General features: G+C 67.9%; 25 protein-coding genes. 14 read left to right on the top strand and 11 right to left on the bottom strand.

All coding sequences use genetic code 11. The features are described from left to right. Nucleotides 1-79: 79 nt before the first annotated feature. Complete coding sequence (locus tag FDA38_RS09505; RefSeq protein WP_170989646.1) at nucleotides 80-568, bottom strand: MarR family winged helix-turn-helix transcriptional regulator; 489 nt, start codon at nucleotides 566-568, stop codon at nucleotides 80-82. 71 nt (nucleotides 569-639) lie between these two features. On the opposite strand from FDA38_RS09505, the gene FDA38_RS09500 reads away from it, so the two are divergent. The 3 genes from FDA38_RS09500 to FDA38_RS09490 are packed head-to-tail and all read left to right on the top strand — an operon-like array spanning nucleotide 640 to nucleotide 1,815. Then, complete coding sequence (locus tag FDA38_RS09500) at nucleotides 640-1,062, top strand: PPOX class F420-dependent oxidoreductase (RefSeq protein WP_137253645.1); 423 nt, start codon at nucleotides 640-642, stop codon at nucleotides 1,060-1,062. After that, entirely contained in the window at nucleotides 1,059-1,511 is a 453-nt protein-coding gene (locus FDA38_RS09495) for a nitroreductase/quinone reductase family protein (protein ID WP_137253644.1), read from the top strand. The genes FDA38_RS09500 and FDA38_RS09495 overlap by 4 nt, the downstream gene beginning before the upstream one ends. A 49-nt stretch (nucleotides 1,512-1,560) precedes the next feature. Next, complete coding sequence (locus tag FDA38_RS09490; protein ID WP_137253643.1) at nucleotides 1,561-1,815, top strand: YbhB/YbcL family Raf kinase inhibitor-like protein; 255 nt, start codon at nucleotides 1,561-1,563, stop codon at nucleotides 1,813-1,815. Here FDA38_RS09490 and FDA38_RS09485 read toward each other — a convergent pair. Beyond that, nucleotides 1,809-2,321: a COG4315 family predicted lipoprotein gene (locus FDA38_RS09485; protein WP_137253642.1), complete on the bottom strand. Its 513-nt coding sequence runs from the start codon at nucleotides 2,319-2,321 to the stop codon at nucleotides 1,809-1,811. The two genes, FDA38_RS09490 and FDA38_RS09485, sit on opposite strands and share 7 nt — an antisense overlap. A gap of 87 nt (nucleotides 2,322-2,408) precedes the next feature. Between FDA38_RS09485 and FDA38_RS09480 the strand changes: the two genes are divergently transcribed. Genes FDA38_RS09480 through FDA38_RS09470 form a run of 3 tightly spaced genes read left to right on the top strand, consistent with a single transcriptional unit; the run spans nucleotide 2,409 to nucleotide 3,884 of the window. Then, nucleotides 2,409-2,912, top strand: coding sequence for a sigma-70 family RNA polymerase sigma factor (locus FDA38_RS09480; protein WP_137253641.1), 504 nt, complete (start codon nucleotides 2,409-2,411; stop codon nucleotides 2,910-2,912). Continuing rightward, nucleotides 2,909-3,514 (top strand): anti-sigma factor family protein, encoded by a 606-nt coding sequence (locus FDA38_RS09475; RefSeq protein ID WP_137253640.1) that lies wholly within the window; start codon nucleotides 2,909-2,911, stop codon nucleotides 3,512-3,514. The genes FDA38_RS09480 and FDA38_RS09475 overlap by 4 nt, the downstream gene beginning before the upstream one ends. A gap of 10 nt (nucleotides 3,515-3,524) precedes the next feature. Next, nucleotides 3,525-3,884, top strand: a complete 360-nt coding sequence (locus FDA38_RS09470; RefSeq protein ID WP_233714612.1) for a DUF4345 domain-containing protein — start codon at nucleotides 3,525-3,527, stop codon at nucleotides 3,882-3,884. A gap of 1 nt (nucleotide 3,885) precedes the next feature. Here FDA38_RS09470 and FDA38_RS09465 read toward each other — a convergent pair whose 3' ends face one another. The 4 genes from FDA38_RS09465 to FDA38_RS09450 form a co-directional block, all read right to left on the bottom strand. Then, entirely contained in the window at nucleotides 3,886-5,127 is a 1,242-nt protein-coding gene (locus tag FDA38_RS09465) for a hypothetical protein (protein WP_137253639.1), read from the bottom strand. A 1-nt stretch (nucleotide 5,128) separates the two neighbouring features. Further along, nucleotides 5,129-6,670 (bottom strand): alkaline phosphatase D family protein, encoded by a 1,542-nt coding sequence (locus FDA38_RS09460; RefSeq protein WP_137253638.1) that lies wholly within the window; start codon nucleotides 6,668-6,670, stop codon nucleotides 5,129-5,131. 125 nt (nucleotides 6,671-6,795) lie between these two features. Next, nucleotides 6,796-7,167: a DUF1304 family protein gene (locus FDA38_RS09455; RefSeq protein ID WP_137253637.1), complete on the bottom strand. Its 372-nt coding sequence runs from the start codon at nucleotides 7,165-7,167 to the stop codon at nucleotides 6,796-6,798. Next, nucleotides 7,164-7,526, bottom strand: a complete 363-nt coding sequence (locus FDA38_RS09450) for a cupin domain-containing protein (RefSeq protein WP_137253636.1) — start codon at nucleotides 7,524-7,526, stop codon at nucleotides 7,164-7,166. The genes FDA38_RS09455 and FDA38_RS09450 overlap by 4 nt, the downstream gene beginning before the upstream one ends. A 121-nt stretch (nucleotides 7,527-7,647) precedes the next feature. On the opposite strand from FDA38_RS09450, the gene FDA38_RS09445 reads away from it, so the two are divergent. Next, nucleotides 7,648-8,700, top strand: coding sequence for a helix-turn-helix transcriptional regulator (locus FDA38_RS09445; protein ID WP_137253635.1), 1,053 nt, complete (start codon nucleotides 7,648-7,650; stop codon nucleotides 8,698-8,700). Here the strand turns inward: FDA38_RS09445 and FDA38_RS09440 are convergent. Next, complete coding sequence (locus FDA38_RS09440) at nucleotides 8,687-9,583, bottom strand: AraC family transcriptional regulator (protein ID WP_137253634.1); 897 nt, start codon at nucleotides 9,581-9,583, stop codon at nucleotides 8,687-8,689. The genes FDA38_RS09445 and FDA38_RS09440 overlap by 14 nt on opposite strands. A gap of 120 nt (nucleotides 9,584-9,703) precedes the next feature. On the opposite strand from FDA38_RS09440, the gene FDA38_RS09435 reads away from it, so the two are divergent. Then, nucleotides 9,704-10,555: an SDR family oxidoreductase gene (locus FDA38_RS09435; protein ID WP_137253633.1), complete on the top strand. Its 852-nt coding sequence runs from the start codon at nucleotides 9,704-9,706 to the stop codon at nucleotides 10,553-10,555. Here FDA38_RS09435 and FDA38_RS09430 read toward each other — a convergent pair. Genes FDA38_RS09430 through FDA38_RS09420 form a run of 4 tightly spaced genes read right to left on the bottom strand, consistent with a single transcriptional unit; the run spans nucleotide 10,552 to nucleotide 14,629 of the window. Continuing rightward, nucleotides 10,552-11,367 carry a fumarylacetoacetate hydrolase family protein gene (locus FDA38_RS09430; RefSeq protein WP_170989644.1) on the bottom strand — a complete coding sequence of 272 codons (816 nt, stop codon included), beginning with the start codon at nucleotides 11,365-11,367 and terminating at the stop codon, nucleotides 10,552-10,554. The two genes, FDA38_RS09435 and FDA38_RS09430, sit on opposite strands and share 4 nt — an antisense overlap. After that, nucleotides 11,364-12,878, bottom strand: coding sequence for a hypothetical protein (locus tag FDA38_RS42135; RefSeq protein ID WP_170989643.1), 1,515 nt, complete (start codon nucleotides 12,876-12,878; stop codon nucleotides 11,364-11,366). The genes FDA38_RS09430 and FDA38_RS42135 overlap by 4 nt, the downstream gene beginning before the upstream one ends. 30 nt (nucleotides 12,879-12,908) lie before the next feature. Beyond that, nucleotides 12,909-13,757 (bottom strand): carbohydrate ABC transporter permease, encoded by an 849-nt coding sequence (locus FDA38_RS09425; protein WP_137253631.1) that lies wholly within the window; start codon nucleotides 13,755-13,757, stop codon nucleotides 12,909-12,911. Then, nucleotides 13,757-14,629 carry a carbohydrate ABC transporter permease gene (locus FDA38_RS09420; RefSeq protein ID WP_137253630.1) on the bottom strand — a complete coding sequence of 291 codons (873 nt, stop codon included), beginning with the start codon at nucleotides 14,627-14,629 and terminating at the stop codon, nucleotides 13,757-13,759. The genes FDA38_RS09425 and FDA38_RS09420 overlap by 1 nt, the downstream gene beginning before the upstream one ends. 191 nt (nucleotides 14,630-14,820) lie before the next feature. Between FDA38_RS09420 and FDA38_RS09415 the strand changes: the two genes are divergently transcribed. Genes FDA38_RS09415 through FDA38_RS42130 form a run of 6 tightly spaced genes read left to right on the top strand, consistent with a single transcriptional unit; the run spans nucleotide 14,821 to nucleotide 22,007 of the window. Beyond that, nucleotides 14,821-16,122: an extracellular solute-binding protein gene (locus FDA38_RS09415; protein ID WP_137253629.1), complete on the top strand. Its 1,302-nt coding sequence runs from the start codon at nucleotides 14,821-14,823 to the stop codon at nucleotides 16,120-16,122. Next, nucleotides 16,119-17,147, top strand: a complete 1,029-nt coding sequence (locus FDA38_RS09410; RefSeq protein ID WP_137253628.1) for a Gfo/Idh/MocA family protein — start codon at nucleotides 16,119-16,121, stop codon at nucleotides 17,145-17,147. The genes FDA38_RS09415 and FDA38_RS09410 overlap by 4 nt, the downstream gene beginning before the upstream one ends. Further along, on the top strand, nucleotides 17,144-19,117 hold the full coding sequence (locus FDA38_RS09405) for a heparinase II/III family protein (protein WP_137253627.1): 1,974 nt from the start codon (nucleotides 17,144-17,146) through the stop codon (nucleotides 19,115-19,117). The genes FDA38_RS09410 and FDA38_RS09405 overlap by 4 nt, the downstream gene beginning before the upstream one ends. Beyond that, complete coding sequence (locus FDA38_RS09400) at nucleotides 19,110-19,865, top strand: amidohydrolase family protein (protein ID WP_137253626.1); 756 nt, start codon at nucleotides 19,110-19,112, stop codon at nucleotides 19,863-19,865. Before FDA38_RS09405 ends, FDA38_RS09400 begins: the two co-directional genes overlap by 8 nt. Next, a complete protein-coding gene (locus FDA38_RS09395; protein ID WP_137253625.1) occupies nucleotides 19,862-20,668 on the top strand; it encodes an amidohydrolase family protein in 807 nt (268 codons plus the stop codon). Before FDA38_RS09400 ends, FDA38_RS09395 begins: the two co-directional genes overlap by 4 nt. Next, nucleotides 20,661-22,007: a hypothetical protein gene (locus FDA38_RS42130; protein WP_170989642.1), complete on the top strand. Its 1,347-nt coding sequence runs from the start codon at nucleotides 20,661-20,663 to the stop codon at nucleotides 22,005-22,007. The genes FDA38_RS09395 and FDA38_RS42130 overlap by 8 nt, the downstream gene beginning before the upstream one ends. Nucleotides 22,008-22,022 lie beyond the last annotated feature (15 nt).

Genomic DNA, 22,022 nt, shown 5'->3' with positions numbered 1-22,022 from the left:
GGTTCTCAACGGCTTAGACACGCCCAGATCGTATCGGAAACCGCTATCCACGCGGCACCGCGGTTCAGCGCGTGGACGGTCAGCAGCCGCTGCGGCAACTGGTGACGATGCCGGCCATGGTGGCGCGGAACTGCTCGCGATCGGCCGGGCTCAGGTCCGCCAGCAGCTTGTTGAGCGCCTCGCCGACCTCCGCGTGGAAGGCCGTAGCGGCCCGCCTACCGGCGTCGGTGAGGTTGACCTGCAGGGCCCGCCGGTTGCCGGGGACCGGAGAACGCTCCGCCAGCCCGCGCTTCTCGGCCCGGTCCATCAGCCCGGTGAGCGCCGCCTTCTCGACGCCGAAACAAGCCGCCAGCTCAGCCATCCCACGCGGACCGCCGAGCAGCACACACAGCAGCTTGGCCTGGACCGGCGTCAGATCGTGCCGTTCGGAAACCCGCGCGTAGATGCCTTGCACCAGCGAAGTCAGCTGGATCAGCCCCGCGGCCGCGTCCAGCTGGCCGGCCGCCGGGTCGACGCTGTGCAGCGGACCCGTGCGGACGGCCGCCGGGGCGACCTCCGTCTCACTCACAGCTCCACGGTACAGGGCATGTATAGTTAACGATGCATACAGTAAATGCCATTAACTATTGAGGAGGTCCGATGTCCTTCAGCGACGAGGAGCTCGAGTACCTGCGGTCCCAGCGCATCGCGCGGCTGGCCACGGTCGGGGCCGACGGGCAGCCGGACGCCGTACCGGTGGGGTTCGAGTACGACGGCACGCACCTCTACATCGGCGGCGTCGACCCGGTGCGCACCCGGAAGTTCCGCAACGTGCGGGCCGGCAACACCAAGGTCGCCGTGATCCTCGACGACCTCCCCTCGACCGATCCCTGGATCCCCCGCTACCTGCGCATCTACGGCGAGGCCGAGCTGGTCGAGCGCACCGGCCGCTTCGGCCCGGGCAACTACCTGCGGATCACGCCGACCACTTCCTGGAGCTTCAACCTCGAGGGCAAGCCCTTCGGGTACGACGACACGGTCAGCACGACGCGCACCGTGCACGGCGAGGTGAGTTCGCGATGAGCTTCGACACGAAGGCCGGCACCCGCGGCGCGCGTCAGCCGAAGGGACGGGTGATGCGCTGGATGAACGGCCTGATGGCCCGCCGGATCGGCCGCGGCGCGAAGTTCATGGGCTTCGACGCTTTGGTACTGCGGACGATCGGGCGCAAGTCCGGCGAGGAACGGCGTACGCCGGTCGGCTGGTTCCCGGGCGCCGACGGCAGCCGCTTGATCGTCGCCTCCGCCGCCGGCGCTCCCGGCAACCCCGCCTGGTACTACAACCTCGCCGCCAACCCGGACATCCAGATCGACATCGACGGCAAGACCCTCGAGGTCCACGCCGAGCAACTCCACGGCGCCGAGCGAGCGGAAGCGTGGGATCGCATCACCACCGCCGCACCACGGTTCGCGGAGTACCAGGTCAAAACCGACCGAGAACTACCGGTCATCAAGCTGGTCCCGCGCAAGTAAACCGATACCGTGATGGCGTGCGTCTGATGCTGTTGACGAGCGCCTATTACTGACTGCCGGCTGCGGTGGTAGCGACCCGGATGCGCCCAACGGCACCTTCACGCACTGGGTGCTGCTCGATCTCGCACCGCAGACAACCGAGCTGTCAGAGGGCTCCACGCCGCCAGGCGCCATGCAGGCGAACAACTCCGCGGGCGAACCGTCGTACGCCGGTCCCTGCCCGCCGAGCGGCACGCACCACTACCGCTTCACTGCCGACGCCATCGCGCGTGGACGGCTGACTGCGGTGTACAAGCGTCAGTAGCCGTAGCCGCCGCCTGACGAGTTGGACGGGGGCTGGGTGGGGGCTGCGGCCGCGGTGGTGGTCGCGGCGTGCCAGGTGAAGCTCGTGCCGGAGAATGAGTCGGTCACGTTGTTGCCCTGGGCCTTGCCGGCGCCGGAGTCGAGCTTGAAGGTGTAGAGCGGCTTGCCCTGGAAGGTGAGCTGATCCGCGCCCGTGTCGGAGCGCTTCATCACGCCCAGACCGGTCACCGACTTCGCGTCGGTAGCGGTACCGGTCGCCGGCATCCAGAAGCTCAAGCAGTTGCCGGTGCACTTCACCATCCCGCCGGCCTCCTGGTCGGCGAAGTACAGCGTCTTGCCGGACGAGTCGACCAGCGTCTGACCGACGCCGCTCACGTTCTGGACCGATACCGCGGCCCCTGCCGCAGCCCCGCCGGTCGTCGTTTGAGCGCTCGATCCGCCGCCACACGCAGCCAGCGTTCCCACCGCGGCCACCGTTGCTCCGAGCAACAATACTGTCGTTTTCATCGCTATCTCCTTTCACCAGCAGATACGCGGGATACCGCCGACAGGTTCAGTTGAACCTTCTATCGCTCTTGTGCGTAGTTCTGAGGTGTGGATGACGACACGGTGATCCGCGCGTTGTACGACAAGTACCGGCGGCCGCTCTACGGCTATGTCCTGCGCTCGGTGGGCGGCGACCGTCAGTACGCCGAGGACATCGTGCAGGAGACGATGGCGCGGGCCTGGTCGCACGCGTCGGAACTGGACCCGGACCGGGCCGGCCGCTGGCTTTTCACGGTCGCACGCAACCTGGTGATCTCCGGGCACCGCAAACAGGCGGCCCGGGTGACCGAAGTACCGATCGACGACCGTGAGTTCGCGGCGCTCGGCGACGACATCGACCACGTGCTGCAGGTCTGGCAGGTGATCGAGGTCATGCGCGGCCTGAGCCACGACCACCGGCAGGTGATCGTCGAGCTGTTCTACAAGCGGCGGACCGTCAACGAGGCGGCGGTGGTGCTCGGCGTACCGCCGGGGACGGTGAAGTCGCGGAGCTACTACGCGCTGCACGCACTCCGCGCGGCGCTGGAGGAACGAGGAGTGACCGGCTCATGACGTGCCCGGAGACGATGTCGATCAGCGCCTACGTGCTCGGTGCGCTGGAGACGTCCGAACGTCGCGCGACCGAGGAGCACCTCGCGACCTGCGCGACCTGCCGCGAGACGCTGCTGCAGTTCGCCCACCTCCCGGGCCTGCTGCACGCCGTACCGGTTGAAGACCTCGAGACGGACCAGCCGGAGCCGGCGCCGCTCACGCTCACGAAGAAGAAGCGGCCGCGGCGCTGGGTGCTGGCGGCAGCGTCGGCGGCCATGGTCAGCGGTGTGCTTGGTTGGGGCCTGCTGTCAGCTCCGGCCTCGGCTACCTGGACAGCGACGGACGGAGTCGGCGGCATCGACACCACCGCGAAGTTGACCAGTCATGGCTGGGGTACGGACATCCAGCTCCGGTTGAAAGACCTGCGGCCGGACGAGCACTGCATGCTGATCGTCCACAGCCGCAACGGAACCACCGAGACCGCCGGCTGGTGGGCGTCGAACGGCAGCTACCAGGCGCAGGTACCGGCCAGCACGTCCATCCCCCTGCAAGACATCACCAGCCTCGACGTGGTGACGTCGGCCAACGCCGTCCTCAGCACGATCAGCCCGTCCACGAAGTAGCCTTCGGCAAGTGATCGGGATCATCGTCGTCGCTGTCTTCTTCGCCGGCATGGGGATCTACGGACTCGCCGCACCCGCCGCGCTCGTGCGGCCGTTCGGGATCCAGGTCAGCGGGCCGAACGCACGCAGCGAAGTACGGGCCGTGTACGGCGGGTTCGGGCTTGCCGTCGCCGGGATGCTGGTCGTCGCACTGCTGGACGACGGGATCCGCCGTGGGGCGGTGATCGCCGTCGCTGTTGCGTTGGCCGGGATGGCGGCCGGCCGGTTGATCGGGCGGGTGTTCGACCGGCCGGCCGCCTTCTATCCGATCTGGTTCTACTTCTGGGTCGAGCTGGTGCTGGCTGCGATCCTGTGGTTCTCGATCAGCTGAATCACCAGCTGTTGTTGGAGATTTCGGTGCCGAGGATGACCTGGTCGTACGTGTTGCCGTCGTTGTCGTCGGTGTAGGCGACAGCAACTTCGGCGTACGGCGAGACCGCGACCGACATCTGCTCCTGCCGGCCAGCCGTTGCAGAGCTTAGCTGCTGCGACGACAGCCGGCCGGTGTCCGTGCCGTCCGTGCCGAAGCCACGGATCCACACGTCGAGGTCGGTGGCCTGGACCGTCCAGCCGACCACGCTCTGCGCCTGGTCGTCGATGCCGATCGACGGTGCGATGCCGCCGGCCGCGACCTGTGCGTCGGCGTACCGCGCGGCGCCGGACGAGTCGAACGAGCGCGTGCTGAGCGCCGTACCTGATTGCCATGCGACCGCGAAGTCGCCGTTGAAGTTAGCGGCCACGGCTGCGTGCGTCTGCTGACCTGTGGTCGTCGCGTTGGCAACCCGGCGGGACAGGGTGGCTGCGCCGTTCGTCCGGCCCAGACGGATCAGGCCGATGTTGTAGTCGGCGTTGGCGTCGCCGTCCTCGTCCCAGACGACGACGGCGTCACCCGACGCCGACATGGCCACATCCGGGTTGTGGTGCTGCCCGGTCGTCTGCGACGCGGTGACCTCCCAGGCGCGCGTGGTCGGTCCGGTGTAGCCGGCCGCCTTCACGGTGGCCGGCGTACCGGTCTGGATGTCCTCCCACGCAACGGTGAACGCGACTGCGGCAGTGGACGGTGCGCCGTCCGGGTCCACAGCAACCCGCGGGTTGATCTGCTGACCAGTCGCGCTCGTGTTGGCGTTGCCGGACGCGGTCACCGTGCCGGCTGTGTTCAGGACGCGGTACGGGATGTTGTAGAAGCCGTTGCCGTCCGGGTCGTCCTGCCACACCACAACCGCATTGCCCTTGTCGTCGAGGCCGACGTCCGGGTGCAGGTGGCGCCAGTTGGTCACTCCGCTGTCGCCACCGACAGAGAGCTTCTTCTCGTACACAGCTGTGCCGTTGTGGAACAGCCGCACCCAGATGTCGCTGTGGACGTTGTCGGTCGCGTTGTCGGTGTCGCGGTCGTCCTCCCACGCCACGGCGACGTACCCGCTCCGGTTGATCGCTATGGACGCGTTGTCCTGGTCACCGGTGGACACACTGTTCGCCGTGACCCACGTGGGTGCGGCGATTTGAGCGTCGGCGGGTGTGGCTGTGGCAACCAGCGCGGTGGCTGCGAGAACCCCAAGAGCAAGGATCTTCTTCATGTCACACCGCCTGCAGTCCGGGCTGGCCCTCTTCGATCACGAACGACTTCGCTGTCGCCGCAGCGGCGCCGTGCTCCGACACCTTTGCCACGTTCCGGAAGTCGGCTCGCATCTCGGTGGGGCTGACGGTTGCGCGGATGTACCCACGTCGGTTGCTGTAGAACTTCAGCCACGGGTTCGTACCGGCATCCGGCACCGCGGTGGACGCGTCGCCGTCACCGCTCGAGGTGACCGAGCTGGTGACGAGCTCAGTGCCGATCGTCGCCGAGTTCGCGTTGTTGTAGTCGGCCTTGAGGTCGTTGGCCCACGCCCGGTGCACATCCCCGGTGAGTACGACGGGGTTGCGGACCGACCGATCCACCCAGCCCTGCTGGATCCGCGCCCGCGAAGCGCGGTACCCGTCCCAGGAGTCCATGCTCGCGCCGGTGGAGTTGAACCGGCGCGCGAAGAACACCTGCTGGCCGATGATGTCCCACGTACCCAGGTGCTGCCCCAGACCGTCCAGCAGCCAGGTCTCCTGCGGGTTGCCAGGCAGACTGCGGCTGGCCAGATCAGCGTCCGAGCACAGCTTCCATCCGTCACCACAGGCCTGGTCGTTGCGGTACTGCCGGGTGTCGAGCATGTGGAACGTCGCCAGACTCCCCCACCGCAGCCGCCGGTACAGCTGGATGCTGTTGCCGCTGTTCACCTGAGCAGGCCGCAGCGGCATGTTCTCGTAGTACGCCTGGTACGCCGCCGAACGCCGCGCGGTCCACTGCGCCGCGGTCAGCGCCGGCGTGTTGTTCTCGCGCACGGTGCCGGCGTAGTTGTTCTCCACCTCGTGGTCATCCGGTACGACGATCCACGGCGCGACCGCGTGCGCAGCCTGCAGGTCGGGGTCCGTCTTGTACTGCGCGTACCGCCGGCGGTAGTCCGCGAGCGACACGACCTCGTTGCCGAGGTGGAGTCGCGGGCGGCCCGTGGTCGGACCGTACTCGTAGATGTAGTCGCCGAGGTGCAGGATGACGCCAGGGTTCTCCTCGGCCATCCGGCGATAGACGGTGAAGTAGCCCTCCTCGTAGTGCGAGCAGGAGGTGAACGCCATCACCAGGTTCCGGCCTGCGGTGCCGATGGCCGGCGTGGTGCGGGTCCGGCCGACGGGCGAGACGTGGCCCTGGGCACGGAATCGGTAGAAGTAGTCGGAATCGGGGTTGAGGCCGCCGGCGATGGCGTGCACCGAGTGCGCGGCGGCGTACTTCGCGGTGACGGTGCCGGACGCGACCAGCGTGCTGAAGGTGTCGGTGGTCGACACCTGCCAGTCCACGGCGACATCGGCGTTCGCCATCCCGCCCTGGCCGTCGGCGTTGGTCGGCGACGGGGCCAGGCGGGTCCAGAGCACGACGCTGTTCGCGTCCGGCTCACCGGATGCGATGCCGAGCTGGAACGGGTACGGGACGGCGGCGGTAGCGGTGATCACTGACGACTGGGCGGCAGCCGGGAGGGCGCCGACACCAGCCGCGGCGAGTCCGCCGAGAACAAGGGTCCTGCGACTGATTGGGCTCATGGACCTCACCTTCACGGGTACTCAGGGCGGCAGGCCCCCGGAATGTCGAACGCTCGGTGACCATCCGGGAACCTTGAGTGTGCACGGTGTTTCATGCCCATGATTGCGCAGAGTTCGTAACTTTCCTACAGCATGAGGATGAGCAAAACCGCGGCAGGAATGCCTTCCAGGAGCGCGTTGAACCACAACCGGCGCTCGGAGACGACCAGTACGACGGCCAGGAACGTGTGCTGCGCCGCGGTGAAGGTCACCAGCGCGTTGCCCGCCGACTCGTGTCCGTTCGCCGCGAGGACGACGCCGATCACCAGCGCGGCCGCGGTGGTCAGGTTGTACCAGCCCAGGTTCACGGTCCACAGCCGGACCGCGTCGAAGTCGGTCGGTTTGGTGAGGAACAGCGGATACAGCTTCGGGTGCCGGTAGAGGATCGACTCCATCACGAACACCGCGGTCAGCATCACCGCGATGACGATCGCCAGGACCTGCGCCGCCGTACTCATGCCGGGCTCCCGAACAGCTCGCTCATCCGGCCGGTCTGGCTGATGGTGAGGAACTTCGCCGCCGGGGTGAGCACCGAGAAGGTGTTCAGCGTGCCGGCCGGGATGCTGATCGACGAACCCGGGCCGAGGTCGTAGCCCTGATCGCCTGCCTGGACGAGGATCCGGCCCTGCAGCACGTAGAACGCCTTGCTCCAGGACTCGCTGTGCGGTGGCGTCGCGTCGCCGCGGGGCGCGTCGATCTCGAAGAGCTCGTACTGCCCGTCGGTGTGTTCGGCGCCGATCTTGACGGTCACGGTCGCATCCGGAGCGGTGTGCTCGACCCCGCTGCCGGCATTGCTCAGATGCACTGATTCGGTCATGACCGCGACGGTAGGAAGCCGCGGCCCTCGCCGAAATCCCGTCCGGCTGGGCTCGAGCGCCGGCCGGAATCCCCACATTTCCGGGATAGGCGGCCCCGGTACGGCGGCGCATACTGAGCCCATGTGGGAGGGCCGGGCCCGGGCTGCGCGCCGGGATATCGCGGCACTGGCGACGTCGGGGATGGGCGTCGCCGGGCTGCACGCGGCCGCGATCGAGGTGGTCGAACGGGTCGTCGGCAGCGAGCTGACCTGCTGGGCCGGCCTGGATCCGGGAACGCTGGTGATGAGTTCGATGACCAGCGGTCAGGCGCGGATCCCCTCGGAGTACGAGCCGAGGCTGGCGGAGACGGAGTACGCCGGCAGCGTCCCGAACTCGTTCGCCGAGTTGGCCCGGAACGATCGCCGGGTCGCGCGGCTGTCCGACCTGCCGCACCGCGAGGTTGTCGGGCACAGGCGACTGAACGAGGTGTGGCGGCCGCTCGGGATCGAGCACGAGGTGCGAACCACGTTCACCGTCGACGGCGACTGCTGGGGTGCGGCCGGGTTCGTCCGGAGCGGGCCTGACTTCAACGACCGCGAGGTGGAGTTCCTCGGGTCGGTGGCGCCGGTGATCGGTGCGGCGACGCGGGTCGCAGTGCGGACCGATGCGCACGGGTACCGCGGAGGGGTCGGCCCGTCGATCGTCGTCACCGGGCCGAACGGCGAACCTCGGGCGATCACCGCGGCCGCGCGGACCTGGCAGGACGAGCTGAACGAGATCGCGCCCGGGCGGTTCGACGTACTGCTGCGCGCGGTGGTCACCGGCACGCGGGTGGCGGCCGGCGGGACGTTCCAGGCGCGGGTGCAGTCGGCGTCAGGCGGATGGGTCGTGTTGCAGGGCAGCCGATTGCTCGGAGACGGCGACGACGAAGTCGTGGTCACGATCGAGCCGGCGTCGGGTCATCACCTGGTCGGGATGCTGCTGGCGGCGTACGGCCTGACCACGCGCGAGCGGGAGATCTGCCTGGAGGTCATCTCCGGGCACACGACGACCGAGATCGCCGACCGGTTGTCGATCTCGCCGCACACGATCCAGGACCACCTGAAGTCGGCGTTCACCAAGGTCGGCGTACGCAGCCGGGGCGAACTGGTCGCGACCTTGCGCCCTGAGGATCTGACGGTCAGGCCGGCGTGAGCTGCTTGCGGTAGGTCCCCGGCGGTACGCCGAAGTCGCGCTTGAACGCCTTCGCGAACGCGAACTCCGACGTGTAGCCGATCTCCTTCGCGACCGTGGCGAGCGGGCGATCGTGATCACGCAACAGCCGCGCCGCCGTCGTCATCCGCCAACGGGACAGGTAGGTCAGCGGCGGCTCGCCCACCGCCTCGGTGAACCGGCGCGCGAACGCAGCCCGCGACAACCCGACATCGGCGGCCAGATCAGCGACCGTCCACGCGGCCCCCGGCTTCTCGTGGATCAACTCCAGAGCCTGCACGACGGACGGATCGGTCAGCGCCTGCGCCCAACCTTCGGTTGAGCACTCGTGGTCCTCGAGCCAGGCCCGCAGGATCAGCACGAGCAACGCGTCGACCAGCGCCGGTACGACGGCGGCCGAGCCGGGCCGCTGCGCGTCGAGCTCCTCACCGAGGATGCTGATTGCCGTATGCAACGAACGGTGGCGACCCGGGTCCGCCGGTACGACGACCACGTCGGGCAGCTTGGTGAGCACGGGGTGCGGGCGCTCGCGATCGAGGCGATAGGTGCCGCACAGCAGCAGCGCGCGGGCGCCCTGACCTTGCGGCGGCTCCTCGACGGTCGGGTCGAAGGCGACTGTCGGCGAGTCGGGATGGTCGACGAGCGCGTGGTCGAGCCCGCGCGGGAGCAGGACCGCATCGCCCGGTCCGAGCGGGATCGGGTCGCCGTCCGGCGGCAGCAACCACGCCGTACCTTGCAGGATCAGGTGGAACGTGGCGCCGAACGAATGCACGAACCGCAGCCCCCACGGACCCCGCACGTCGGTGCGCCCGGACGTGGCCGGGCCGGTCTTCATCGCACCGACGACATCTGCGAGCACATCCATGTCCTTCATCATACGCGCACTCATCAAGACGATGAGACATAAATCAGCGCTTGATGGACATAGATCCGCTCGATCGCTCGGCCTACTGTCGGTGACAGAAGCCAACGACTAGGAGTACAGATGAGCATCGTCGTCACCGCAGCAACCGGTCACCTGGGCAACCTCGTCATCGACGAGCTGCTGCAGCGGGTCCCCGCCGGCCAGGTCGTCGCGGTCGCGCGGAACGCCGAGAAGGCCGCCCCGATCGCGGACCGCGGCGTCGAGGTCCGGATCGCCGACTACAACGACCCGGCCGCGCTGGCGAAGGCGATCGGCGCCGGGGACACCCTTCTGCTGATCTCCGGCCTCGAGCCGAACCGTCTTGACCAGCACAAGTCGATCATCGCGATCGCGAAGGATGCCGGCGTCGCGCGGATCGCGTACACCAGCGCGCTCGGCGGTCCGGAGGCCGACTTCGACCTGGCCGCCGATCACCGCGCGACCGAGCAGGCGATCCTCGACTCGGGGTTGCCGTACACGTTCCTCCGCAACGGCTGGTACAACGAGGTCTACACCGACCAGATCCCCGTCCAGCTGGCGAACGGTGTTGTCGGCAGCGCCGGCGACGGCCGGATCGGCTCGGCCGCGCGCCGGGACTACGCGGCCGCGGCGGCCGTCGTACTGACCGGGGACGTGCACGAGAAGAAGGCGTACGAGCTGAACGGCGACGTCGCGTGGACGCTGACGGAGTACGCCGCCGAGCTCGCCAGGCAGTCCGGCCAAGAGGTTGCCTACAGCAACCTCTCGGCGGAGGACCACGCGCAGGTGCTGGTCGGCGCCGGGCTGCCGGAGCCGGTGGCACAGCTGTTCGTGGGTGTCGACGCCGCGATCGAGCGCGGCCTGCTGGCCGGCCGCGGCAGCGACCTCACCCGGCTGATCGGTCGTCCCACCACACCGATCGCGGACTCGATCGCCGCCGCGCTGAGGAGCTAACGAAGCCGGTTGTGCTGTTCGCCCAGGCCGTCGGCCCAGGTCCGGAGTACGTCGCCCGCGCGGAGGAACCGCGGCGGCTTCTGGCCTGCGCCGACGCCGGCCGGCGTACCGGTGCTGATCACGTCACCCGGGTACAGCGTCATGAACTGCGAGATGTAGTGGACCAGGTGCGCGACGCCGAAGATCATCTCGGCCGTCGAGCTGTCCTGAAGCACCTCGCCGTTCACGTCCAGCCCGAGCTTGATCGCCTGCGGATCCGGCACCTCGTCCGCGGTCAGGATCCACGGACCGAGCGGGCAGAACGTCGCCGAGTTCTTCCCCTTGTCCCATTGGCCGCCGCGCTCGAGCTGGAAATGCCGCTCGGACACGTCGTTGGCGAGCACGTACCCGGCGACGTGCTCCATCGCCCCGGCTTCATCGGCGAGGTACGACGCGGTGCGGCCGATCACCACACCGAGCTCGACCTCCCAGTCGGTCTTCTCGCTACCCCGCGGAATGATCACGTCGTCACGCGCTCCGACGACCGTGTCGGGCGCCTTCATGAACAGGATCGGCTCGGCCGGCGCCTCCTGCCCGCCCTCGGCCGCATGGTCGGCGTAATTCAGGCCGACGCACACGATCTTCCCGGGACTCAACGGCGCGGCGAGGTTCACCTCCTCGAAGTCCACAGCCGGCTCGGCCGTGGTCGACCGCGCTCGCAGCCGGTCCAGGTCGAACGGCTCCGCGGCGCCCGGCAACGGCCGGACCCGGCCGTCCCCGTCGAGTACGGCGTCGCGCAGACCGTCGTCGGTGTGGATCCGGAGCAGTCTCACTTGTTCCTCCAACCAGAGTTCTTCGCCCAGTTCAGGTACGCGATACCCAATGCGTGCGAGCCTTGCACCGGCATCAGCTGTACGGCGTCGTACACGCGCAGGGACTGCTGGTAGATCAGCAGGTCCTGTTCGGCGTACTCGCCCCATCGTGCGCACTGCACCGCGTTGGCCGGTACGGCGTCGCCGGTCCCGTCGACGCGGAACCAGACCTCGTTCGCGGACCGGATCAGCTTCTGCGTGAAAGTCCTGGCGAAGACCGTCACGTCCGTGACCGCTCCCCCGTCGATCCCCGCGTCGTACGCCGCGTGCACGAACTCGGTGCTGATCGCCGCGTGGCTCAGATCCTCGATCTGCTTGGACGCCGGATACGACGGTGTGTACTCCGAGATCCCAGCGGTCTTCGGGTAACCGGCATACAGCTCGCTGTACGGCGGCCAGTAGGTCCACACGTACGCGCCGTCGACGAGCCGGAGCGCGGGCTGGTACGCCTTCAGCATCTGCTGGACCCACGTCTTGTAGCGCGGCTGCTTGGTGGCCCGGAACAGCTCGACCAGCACCTGGCCGATGCCCTGGCTCTGGTTGTACGGCTGGATCGTCCCGTCGAACGGGATCGGCGCACCCTTAGGCCACACGTAGTCGCCGGTACCGTCCGGCCGCGAGACCCACTCGGGATCGTGGAACGCAACGGCTGCCGTGGCCGCGTCGAGCACCTCCCGCGCGAACTTCTGCCGCGACCGGAGCTTGCGCGACTGCAACACCATCCGGGCATAGCGCGCCAACGGGAACGCGACCATGCCGGTGTGCACGGCGAAGACGTAGTACTGCGGCTGGAAGGTGATCGTCGCCGCTGCGGGCGCGGGCGCCGCTGCCGGAGTTGTGCGGAGCTCGGCCGCGGTCCAGCGCAGCCCTGCCGTGTAGGCGTTGTTGACCGCGGTCACGGCGTACGTCGGTGCGGCGGGATCGAGGCTGACGCCGGGCAGCGTGACGACGGTCGTGGTGGCCGGGTTGCGGAGTACGAGGTCAAAGGTGCCGTCGGCAACGTTCGAGACCTCGGCGGTCGACTCGGCGGACCTGGAGCCGGCCCAGCGGAGCTGGATGGCCGGGTTGCCATCTCCGTCAGGGAGGACGCCGTGGCCGGCGGTGTAGTTGCCCGCCGTACGCCAGACCTTGCCGGACCGGCCGGCGTAGTCCGTGACGTGGCGGGCGTGGTCGGTGGTCTTCATCAGGTGCCGGGCGCGGTCCTCGAACGTGCGCAGGTAGCGCTCGTCCTGGTATGCCTCGTACATCCGGAGCAGGCTGAGCAGGAAGTAGGACTCACCCCAGGCGTAGACACCGGCCTCGTTGTCCTGCGGATCGGATGCCAGGTAGCCAGCCTGCGCGACGTCGAAGGCTTCGGGCGAGTCGTAGACGAGTGGATCGGCGGATGCCGACAGGGCCGGGATGCCGGCCCAGGCGGCGACACCACCGGCTGTCGTTCCGAGAATGAGCGTGCGGCGGCTGAACGGTTGCATGAAGGCCTCACAGGTGGACGGGAGGGCGGCTCAGCCTTTGACTGCACCGCCCATGCTGTTGAGAATGCGTTTCTGCAGCAGGAGGAAGACGAAGATCACCGGGACCAGCGAGATCACGGTCCCGGCCGCGAGACCGCGGACATCGGTCCCGGCGACGCCGCTCAGGTAGGCGATCCCGAGCGCGATCGGGTACTTCGACTGGCTGGTCAGCACGACCAGCGGCCAGATGAAGCTGTTCCAGACCGAGACGAAGCCGAGGATCGCGAGCACGGCCAGTGTCGGCGCGACGATCGGTACGCAGATCCGCCAGAAGATCGCGAACTCGTTCGCGCCGTCCATCCGGGCCGCTTCGACGATCTCGTCCGGGATCTGCGAGAACGCCTGCCGAAGCAGGAAGATCCCGAGCGACGACAGCACCGCGGGCAGGATCACCGCGGCGAACGTGTCGGTCAGCCCGAGCTCGCTCATCACCAGGAACCGCGGGATCAGCATCAGCTCACCGGGCAGGAACATGATCGACAGGAACAGCATGAAGAACACGCCGCGGCCGCGGAACGCGATCCTGGCCAGCGGGTACGCCGTCAGCGCGGAGATCACCAGGTAGATCGGGACCGTGATGCCGACATAGATCACCGAGTTCACCAGGAACCGCGCGTACGGGATCGTCGTCCACGCCTCGCGGAACCAGTCGGCGACCGGCGGCCGCGGAATCAGGTCGGGCGGGAACCCGAACACGTCCTGGCTGGCGGGCTTGGTCGCCGAGCTGAGCAGGATCAGGAACGGCCCGACGAACAGCGCCGCAACCGCGATCAGCAGCACGTAGAGGCCGACGCGACGCATGTTGATCCGGGGCCGGTTCCGGTACAGGCGGCGGGCCATCAGCCGTCCCTCCGTCGGGTCACCAGGAGGTTGAAGCCGGCCAGCACGATCGTGATCGCCCACAACAGCAGGCCGACCGCGCTCGCGTAGCCCATGTCGTAGTCCTGGAAGGCTTTGGACCAGATGTAGTAGCCGAGCGTGAGAGTCGAGTCGAGCGGTCCGCCGCGGGTCAGCACGTAGACGGATTCGAACGCGCGCATCGCCTCGAGCATGCTGAGCACGAGGGTGACCGCGAACGTCGGCCGCAGCGCCGGTACGACGACATGCAGCAGCCGCTGCCACGCGTTCGCGCCGTCGATCGTCGCCGCCTCGACCTGGTCCGACGGCACGGCCTGCAGCCCGGCCAGGTAGATCATCATGAACAACCCGGCGTTCTTCCACGCCTCCAGCAGTACGACGGTCGGCAGCGCCCAGTGCCGATCCAGCAGGAAGTCGATCGGCCCGGCGCCGAACAGGCCGAGCAGCCAGTTCACGACGCCCTCGCGGTTGAAGACGTACCGCCAGGCGACCGCCACCGCGACCATCGACGTGATCACCGGCAGGTAGTAGAGCATCCGGAACGCCTGGATCGCGCGCAGCTTGAGGTTGACGAGCATGGCCAGGAACAGCGGCGCGATCACGGTCAACGGCAGGAACATCAGCACGAACAGCAGCGAGTTCCGCAGGGCGATCCAGACCCGCGGGTCCTGGCCGAGCCGGATGAAGTTGTCCAGCCCGGTGAAGCGGACCGGATGGACGATGTCGTAGTCGGAGAACGCCAACTGGATCGCGATCACGGCCGGCCAGGCGAACATCGCGGCGTAGAACAGCAGCCCGGGCAGCATGAACACGTACGGCGTGTACCAGTGCTGCCCGACTACACGTCCTCGCATGGGTCGCCCCTAATGTCTGAAACCCAGCTTTCAGATTCCTTGATGTCCGGAACCGTAGCTCACGCGCACGCCAGCGGGAAGCGCTAACTCTGAGAAATTTCTGCGACCGTCCGTTGACTCCGGTCAAAAGATGTCGAACACTGTGGTGTCTGTAAGCCAGGTTTAGGACATTCCGTTCTGAGGAGCCACTCATGGCCCGATCCCTGCTCAGGTACCTCGCGGTGGGCGCCGCTCTCGCATTGGCTCTGTCCGGCTGTGTCTCGGGCAGCCCGGCCGGCGGCGACGAGCCGAAGCAGCAGTCCAGCGACGCGTACTCCGGTGACGTCGAGTGGTGGACGATCAACCTGCAGAAGAACTACGGGCCCGACATCCAGAAGTGGATCGACGCCTACCAGAAGGACCATCCGAAGGTCCACATCAACTGGGTGGACGTGCCGGGCGCGGACATCACCACCAAACTGCTGGCCGCGATCGCCAGCGGGAAGGTGCCGGACGTCGTCAACTTCACCTCCGCCACCACCGGACTGTTCGCCGGGTCGATGGCGGACCTGAGCTCGCTGTTCAGCCAGGACGACGTCGCCGCCTACCTGCCGAACCTGGCCGACCCGTTGGTTGTCGACGGCAAACGCATCGCGATCCCCTGGTACAACGGCGGTACGTCGCTCTCCTTCTACAACAAGGATCTGCTGGCCAAGGCCGGCTTCGATCCGGCCAAGCCGCCGAAGACGTACGACGATGCGCTGACACTCGCGACCAAGTACCACGACGCGACCGGCAAGTCGGCGACCAACTTCATGGCGTACTCGAGTGTGGTGCAGGCCGACGAGATCCCGCTGCTCTCGGAGGACGGAAAGACGGCCGCGTTCAACACGCCGGAGACCCTCGCACTGGTGGAGAAGTTCAAGCCGCTGTTCGCATCCGGCGCGATCGCGCCCGGCAGCCTGAGTGAGAACCCGCGGGACCTGCCGCAGTCGCTGGAGAACAAGCTGATCGCGTTCAACCCGGCCGCCGTCTCCAGCTCACTGCTGAACGTCGAGAAGAACGCGCCCGCCGTCTACTCGTCGATCGTGGTCGGCCCGCCGGTGACCGGTGCCGACGGCAAGTACTACATGTCCGGCCAGCAGGTGATGGGGATCCCGGCGAAGTCGGACAACCAGGCCGCGGCGGCCGCGTGGCTCAAGTACGTCGCGGCGCCCGAGCAGCAGCTCGCACTCTGCAAGCTCGTGCCGATCTACCCGTCGTCGGTGAAGGCGCTCGCGGATCCGTTCTTCACCGACATCTCCGGGAACACGCCGGCCGACCAGGCCCGCAAGATCCTGGTCGACACGTTCAAGACCAGCGTGGACGCGTCGATGGGATCGGGGAACGACGAGCAGTTGCGACAGCTGTTCGACGACCAGATCCGCGCGTACATGTCGGGTACCAAGACGGCGAAGCAGGCATTGGACGACGCCGAGAAGGCGTGGAACGACACTCTGGCGAAGGGGAAATGAGCGTGCTGAGGATCGGGATCGTCGGGGCCGGGATCATGGGGCGTGGCAACGCGCTGTCGTTGTCCGGCCGGACCGACGCCGGGATCACTGCGGTGACGAGTCGGTCGGCGGATTCGGCCGGGCGGCTGGCCGACGAGATCGCCGAACGGGGCGCGGCACGGCCCACGATCCATCCCGACCTCGACGCACTCCTCGCCGATGACGCGGTGGATGCCGTCGTACTCACGACTCCGGACGACATGCACGGCGAGATGATGGTGCGCGCGGCCGAGGCCGGGAAGCACATCCTGGTCGAGAAGCCGATGACCACCTCGGTCGCAGAGGCCGACGCCGCAGTGAAGGCGATCCGCGAGAACGACGTGATCGCGATGTGTCTGTTCAACCACCGCTGGGTTCCGGCGTACGCACAGGCGTACGAGCTGCTCGCGGATCTCGGCGAGGCCGCGGTCGCGTACGCGCGCAAGGACGACACGATCTTCGTACCGACCGAGATGCTGTCCTGGGCCGAGCGCACGACGTGTGCCTGGTTCCTGTCCAGCCACGACATCGACCTGGTCTCGTGGCTGCTCCGCGATCAAGTACGCCAGGTCTACGCGACCGCTCGCTGGGGCAAGCTGCGGTCGCTCGGGATCGACACCCCGGACGCGATCCAGATCCAGGCGGAGTACTCGCGCGGAGCGGTCGCCACGTTCGAGTCGGCGTGGATCTATCCGAACACGTTCCCGACCACGGTCGATTCGTACGTCTCGGTGATCGCCGACAACGGCGTCGTACAGCTGGACCGGCAGAAGGAGAGCGTCGTACTGGCGCGACCGGAGGGCTACAGCTACCCACGGAACATGCTGCAGCGCGTCATGCACGGGATCCCGGCCGGTGCGTACGCCGACGCGATCGCGCACTGGGTCGATTGCTGCCTCACCGGCAGGCAGCCGCTGATCACGATCGAGAGCAGCCGCGACGTGACCGCCGTACTCGAGGCCGCGCATCTGTCGATCGAGACCCGCCAGCCGGTCGAGGTCGCATGAGTACTGGGCCCGAGAAGCCGCGGCACATCGACGCGCGGATCAACCAGATCAGTACGGACGACCTGCTGAAGGCGTTCGGGTCGCCGGCGGATGATCTGGCCGGACTCCGCGCCTTCGTGGGGTCTCGGATGCAGCGTCCTGCCTGGCCGTTGCCAGACTCGTCGGATGGCGTACTAGAAGCTGCAGCGCCGTTGCTCGACGGTGTGGACGTGACCGGGCTGGGCAAGGGCCGGTCGCAGCTGTACGGCTTCCACTACCTCGGCTGGCTGAAGCCTGGTGTCGATGCCTGGTTGCTGACCGGCGACGATCGTTACCTGCGCGCCTTCGAGCGGCATCTGGACGAGTGGGTCGAGCGGCGCGACTCGGTCACCGGCGAGTGGCCGGGGCTGGATGTGATCTGGTACTCGCTTGGCACCTGGGCTCGGTGCCGGAACCTTCTGCCCACACTGGAGGTGTTGACCCCGTCATCGTTGTCCGACCGTGTCTGGGGGCGGCTGGTGGCGACGCTGGTCGGTGGGGCGCGCTGGGCGTACGACGAGCATGACGTGTTCCGCCACGGGAACTGGCAACTGGTGTGCGCTACCGAGCTGCTGCATGTCAGCGCCGTACTGCCCTCACTCGTGGAGTCGGCGGCCTGGGCGGAGCGTGCGCGCGAGCGGATCGAAGAGCATCTGGTGCTGGACATCTATCCCGATGGCGGGCACTACGAGCGGTCGCCCGGGTACCACGGGATGGTGCTGAGCGCGCTGCAGACCGCGGCACGGATCGATCCGGCGGTGGCTGGGCATCCTCGCTTCGCCGCGATGCACACCTGGCTGCGTGAGTTGGTGTCGTCAGGAGGATGGATACCGCATCTGCAGGACAGCGGGATCGTCTGGCCTGCTGAGCTGCTGTCGCGTGGCGGCTCGGTTCAGGACAAACCTTTGCCGTTGGCAACCGTATTGCCCGAGTCCGGGTACACGATCCTGCGGGGTGACGAGTTGCGGGCGGTGATCAACCACGGGCCGCATATCGAGCACGAACTGGAGTCGCATTCGCATCGCGCCGTTCTCGATCTGGTGCTGGACGGGTGGGGTGAGCCGTTGTTGTGGGAGGCGGGCGGGCCGCCGAGCTACGACGATCCTGGCTATTTGAGTTGGTATCAGTCGGGCCGCGGGCACAACACGGTGCGCGTGGACGACCTCGAGTTGTCGACGGATCGGCGGGTGTCGGTTGATCCACTGGTCGATACCGGTCCGGTTGCGGCCTTCTCCGGGCGGCATCACGGGAACGGGTTGGAGCAGGCACGCACGATCGCGATGGTGCGCGAGGAACCGGCGTACGTCGTCGTGACGGACAAGGCCGACGGGCCGCACACGTTCCGCGCGATGTGGCACGCGCTGCATCCGTGGCGGCAGGTCGGGCCTTTGACGTACGACGCCGGCTCGCCCGGCCTGTTGCTGATCGAGGCCGGCGATCCGGCGGCAACCACCGTGGAGACTTATGAGGGCGTCGCTCGCCACCCGATCGTGGAGAGTCGAACGGCTGAGTATGGCCCGCTGTATTCGCTGTCGCTCGAGCGCTCGAGTGGGAACTTCACCACGGTCCTCATACCGCACCGGGGCGACGCCCCCGATGTCACGGTCACCCGGGTCGACGGCGATCTGGTCATCATGCAAGGCTCCACAACCGACAGGATCGGCGCATCAAGCTGGACCCGCTCGGCCAACGGACAGTTGTCCTGGGCAACCGGTTGGCAGGTGCGGGAGCTACCTGACCTCGTCCGCTCCACAGATCAGATCAACGTCCTGGTCGAGGGGTCGCGGTACGTCGTCACCTGCTCCGGACGCTGCGGCCTGCGGGTCCGTGCCTCCGGCGAGCTCCGCCTCAACGGCATCGTCATCGACGCGGAGGTCGACGACGGCTGGGCGCACTTGACGCTGCCGCACGCCGGCGCGTGGACTGTTGAAGGGGGGACGGTTCATGGATGAGGTCACGTACGGGTGGTTCGATGCGCGGGTGGTGACCGGGGCGCACCCGGCCAGCTTGCAGCCCGCGACGGACCGGGATGCGATTGCCGCGCATCTCGACCGGTTCGAGCTGTCGGGAGCGCTGGTCAGTGCGATGGCGTCCTGGCTGCACGATCCGATCGGCGGCAACGCGGAGGCCTCCGCCATCGCGCACAGCCTCGCCGACCGCGGCGTACTCGCCTGCTGGACCGCGATCCCTGCCACCCCGGGCGAACTGGACTCACTCACCGCACTCGTCGATCGCGCCGTCAGCGAAGGCGTCGCGGCCTTCCGTATCCACCCTGCATCACACGGCTTCTCCCCCAGCCTGCTCGACGAGTTGTACGCCGGTCTGCAGGCCAACCGCCTGCCCCTGTGCATCGACGCCGCCGAGATCACCTGGCCGGCCCTGACCGCGATCGCAACGCGCTACCCGGAGCTCCCGATCGTCATCTCGAACCTCGGCTACCGCAAGCTCCGCGAGCTCTGGGCCGCACTTGATGGTCACACCAACATCTACGTCGACCTCGTCGATTTCGCCGCCCACCAAGGCGTTGAGTGGCTCGCCGCGAACAACCTCGCCGACCGGTTGGTCTTTGCGACCGGATTCGGGCTGCGTGATCCCGGCGAGAGCGTCGTACGGCTGGCGTGGTCCGGTCTCGATGACGCGACGGTCCGGCTGGTCGGGTCGGACACTGCGAGTCGGCTGTTCACCGGAGGGCACTCGTGATCGGGCGCCGGCCGACGCACCGGATCATCGACGTCCACGCGCATCTCGGCCCGTACTCGCTGTTCTTCATCCCGGAGCCGGATGCCGCCACGATGGTCGCGGTGATGGACCTGACCGGCACCGATGTCACCGTGCTCTCAGCGAATCGCGCGATCCAGCAAGATGCGCACCTCGGCAATTCGCAGTCGCTGGCCGCGGTCGACGCGCACCCGGGCCGCATCGCGGCGTACGCGGTGATCAACCCCTGGCAGGACCCGGAGCGCGAGCTCGAGCGGCTCGCGGCCGACGAGCGGTTCGTCGGGATCAAGGTGCACCCGACGCTGCATCGCTACCCCGTCACCGGTGCGCGGTACGCCGCCGTCTGGGAGTTTGCCGAGTCGACCGGCTGTCCCGTGCTGAGTCACTCCGAGCACCAGTCGCCGTACGACGCTCCTGCGATGTTCCAGACGGTTGCGGAGCGGTACCCGGGTGCTGCGGTCATGCTCGGCCACGCCGGTATCACCCCGGCCGGCGTGGCCGAGGCGATCGAGGCCGCGAGCCGGTACGAGTCGCTGTGGCTGGAGGTGTGCGGGTCGCAGATGACCGGACCGATGATCAGCGCGATGGTCGACCAGGTAGGTAGCGGGCGGGTCCTGTTCGGCTCGGACTTCCCCTTCATCGACCAGCGCATGTCGCTGGGCCGGGTGGTGTGCGCGCCACTGACGGAGAGTCAACGTCAAGATGTTCTCAGCGGGAACGCCCGCAAGCTGTTCCGGTGGCGGCCGCTGCCAGGAGAACGAGGGGTTGACGAGACGGATGAGTGACGAGACGGAGCCGGTGGCCGGTGAGCGGGTACCGGCCGTGACAGTCGGACTGTTCGGGCCGCGTCGACTGGTGAAGACGATGGCCGAAGTCGGGCAGGAGGTCGCCGAGCGGTCCGCACACGGCGTACGGTTCCTCACCGGCGGGTACGACGACCAGTCCGACGCCGAGGAGCGGTACCTGAGGCTGCGCGACCGGATCGACTCGGCCGTCTTCCCCGGCCCGTGGGCGTTCGACCTGGCGACCACCGGCCATTGGCTGACCGTCCCGTCCACCCACCTCCCACTGACCGGCGCCGCGCTGTACGCCGCCCTGCTGCGCGCCTCGCTGACCATCGAAGGCGTCGACCTGAGCCGAGTCAGCATCGACTCGCTCTCGCTGGCCGACGTCACCGAGGCGTACGGCGAGATCGGCCTGGACACCGCAGAGGTGTACGACGTCCCGTACGAGGGACCGGAGTCGGTTGACGGCTTCGCGGCGTTCCACCGGGACAAGTGGGAGCGCCGGCACACCACGGTCGCCCTGACCACGATCCTGTCGGTCGAGCGCGAGCTGCGTGCGGACGGCGTACCGGTGCTGCGGATCGCGCCGACGCGGTCGAGTGTGCGGGATGCGCTGGAGACCGCCGTACTGCTGGGTCAGGGCACACGGATGGGGGCGCACCAGCTGGCGATGATCGCCGTACAAGTCATTCCGTCCGGGGCCGAGTCCGGTGACTACTGGCAGCAGGAGCTGGCGCTGTCGACCCACCAGAAGCTGCTGGCCGAGGCGCGTCCGGTGGGCGCATCGGTGGCGCGTCGGTCGGACACGATGTTCCTTGTCACCACTACGCACGGCGCTCTGGTCCGGCTGACCGAGCAGTTCACGGTTGCGCCTTTCCTGAGTGCATTGACCGCACAGCTCGGCGTACCGGTCGCAGTGGGTGCCGGCACCGGCCAGACTGCTCGCGCAGCTGAGGCAAACGCACTGATGGCTGTTGAGGAGTCTGTTGCGACCGGCGGGAAGGTTGCGGTGTACCTGGACGGCGGCAGCGACCGCCTGGACCTGGAGCCTGGACCTGCTACAGCTGACACCGCACCCGTCGACAGTGCTCCGCTCGACCAGCGGGCGCTGGAGATCGTCACGTCGATCGCATCCGCCATGAGCGCCACACCGGGACGGCAGCTGGTTGTCGACGTCGAGAGCGTCGCCGCCATCATGCAGGTCACCCAGCGCACCGGACGCCGCATGCTCAAGGAGCTGGTCGAGGCAGGCCTCGCGTGGCCACTGCCCCCGGCCAGGTCGACCGGCGGCGGCCGTCCTCGCCAGCAGTTCCGCCTGCTCACCGAAAAGCTCGACTGACGCCCTGGAGGCACC

Origin of the sequence: Kribbella jiaozuonensis, from assembly GCF_005233875.1 — a bacterium.
GTDB classification, from domain to species: Bacteria; Actinomycetota; Actinomycetes; order Propionibacteriales; family Kribbellaceae; genus Kribbella; species Kribbella jiaozuonensis.
This window is presented reverse-complemented; position numbering and strand designations above follow the sequence as displayed.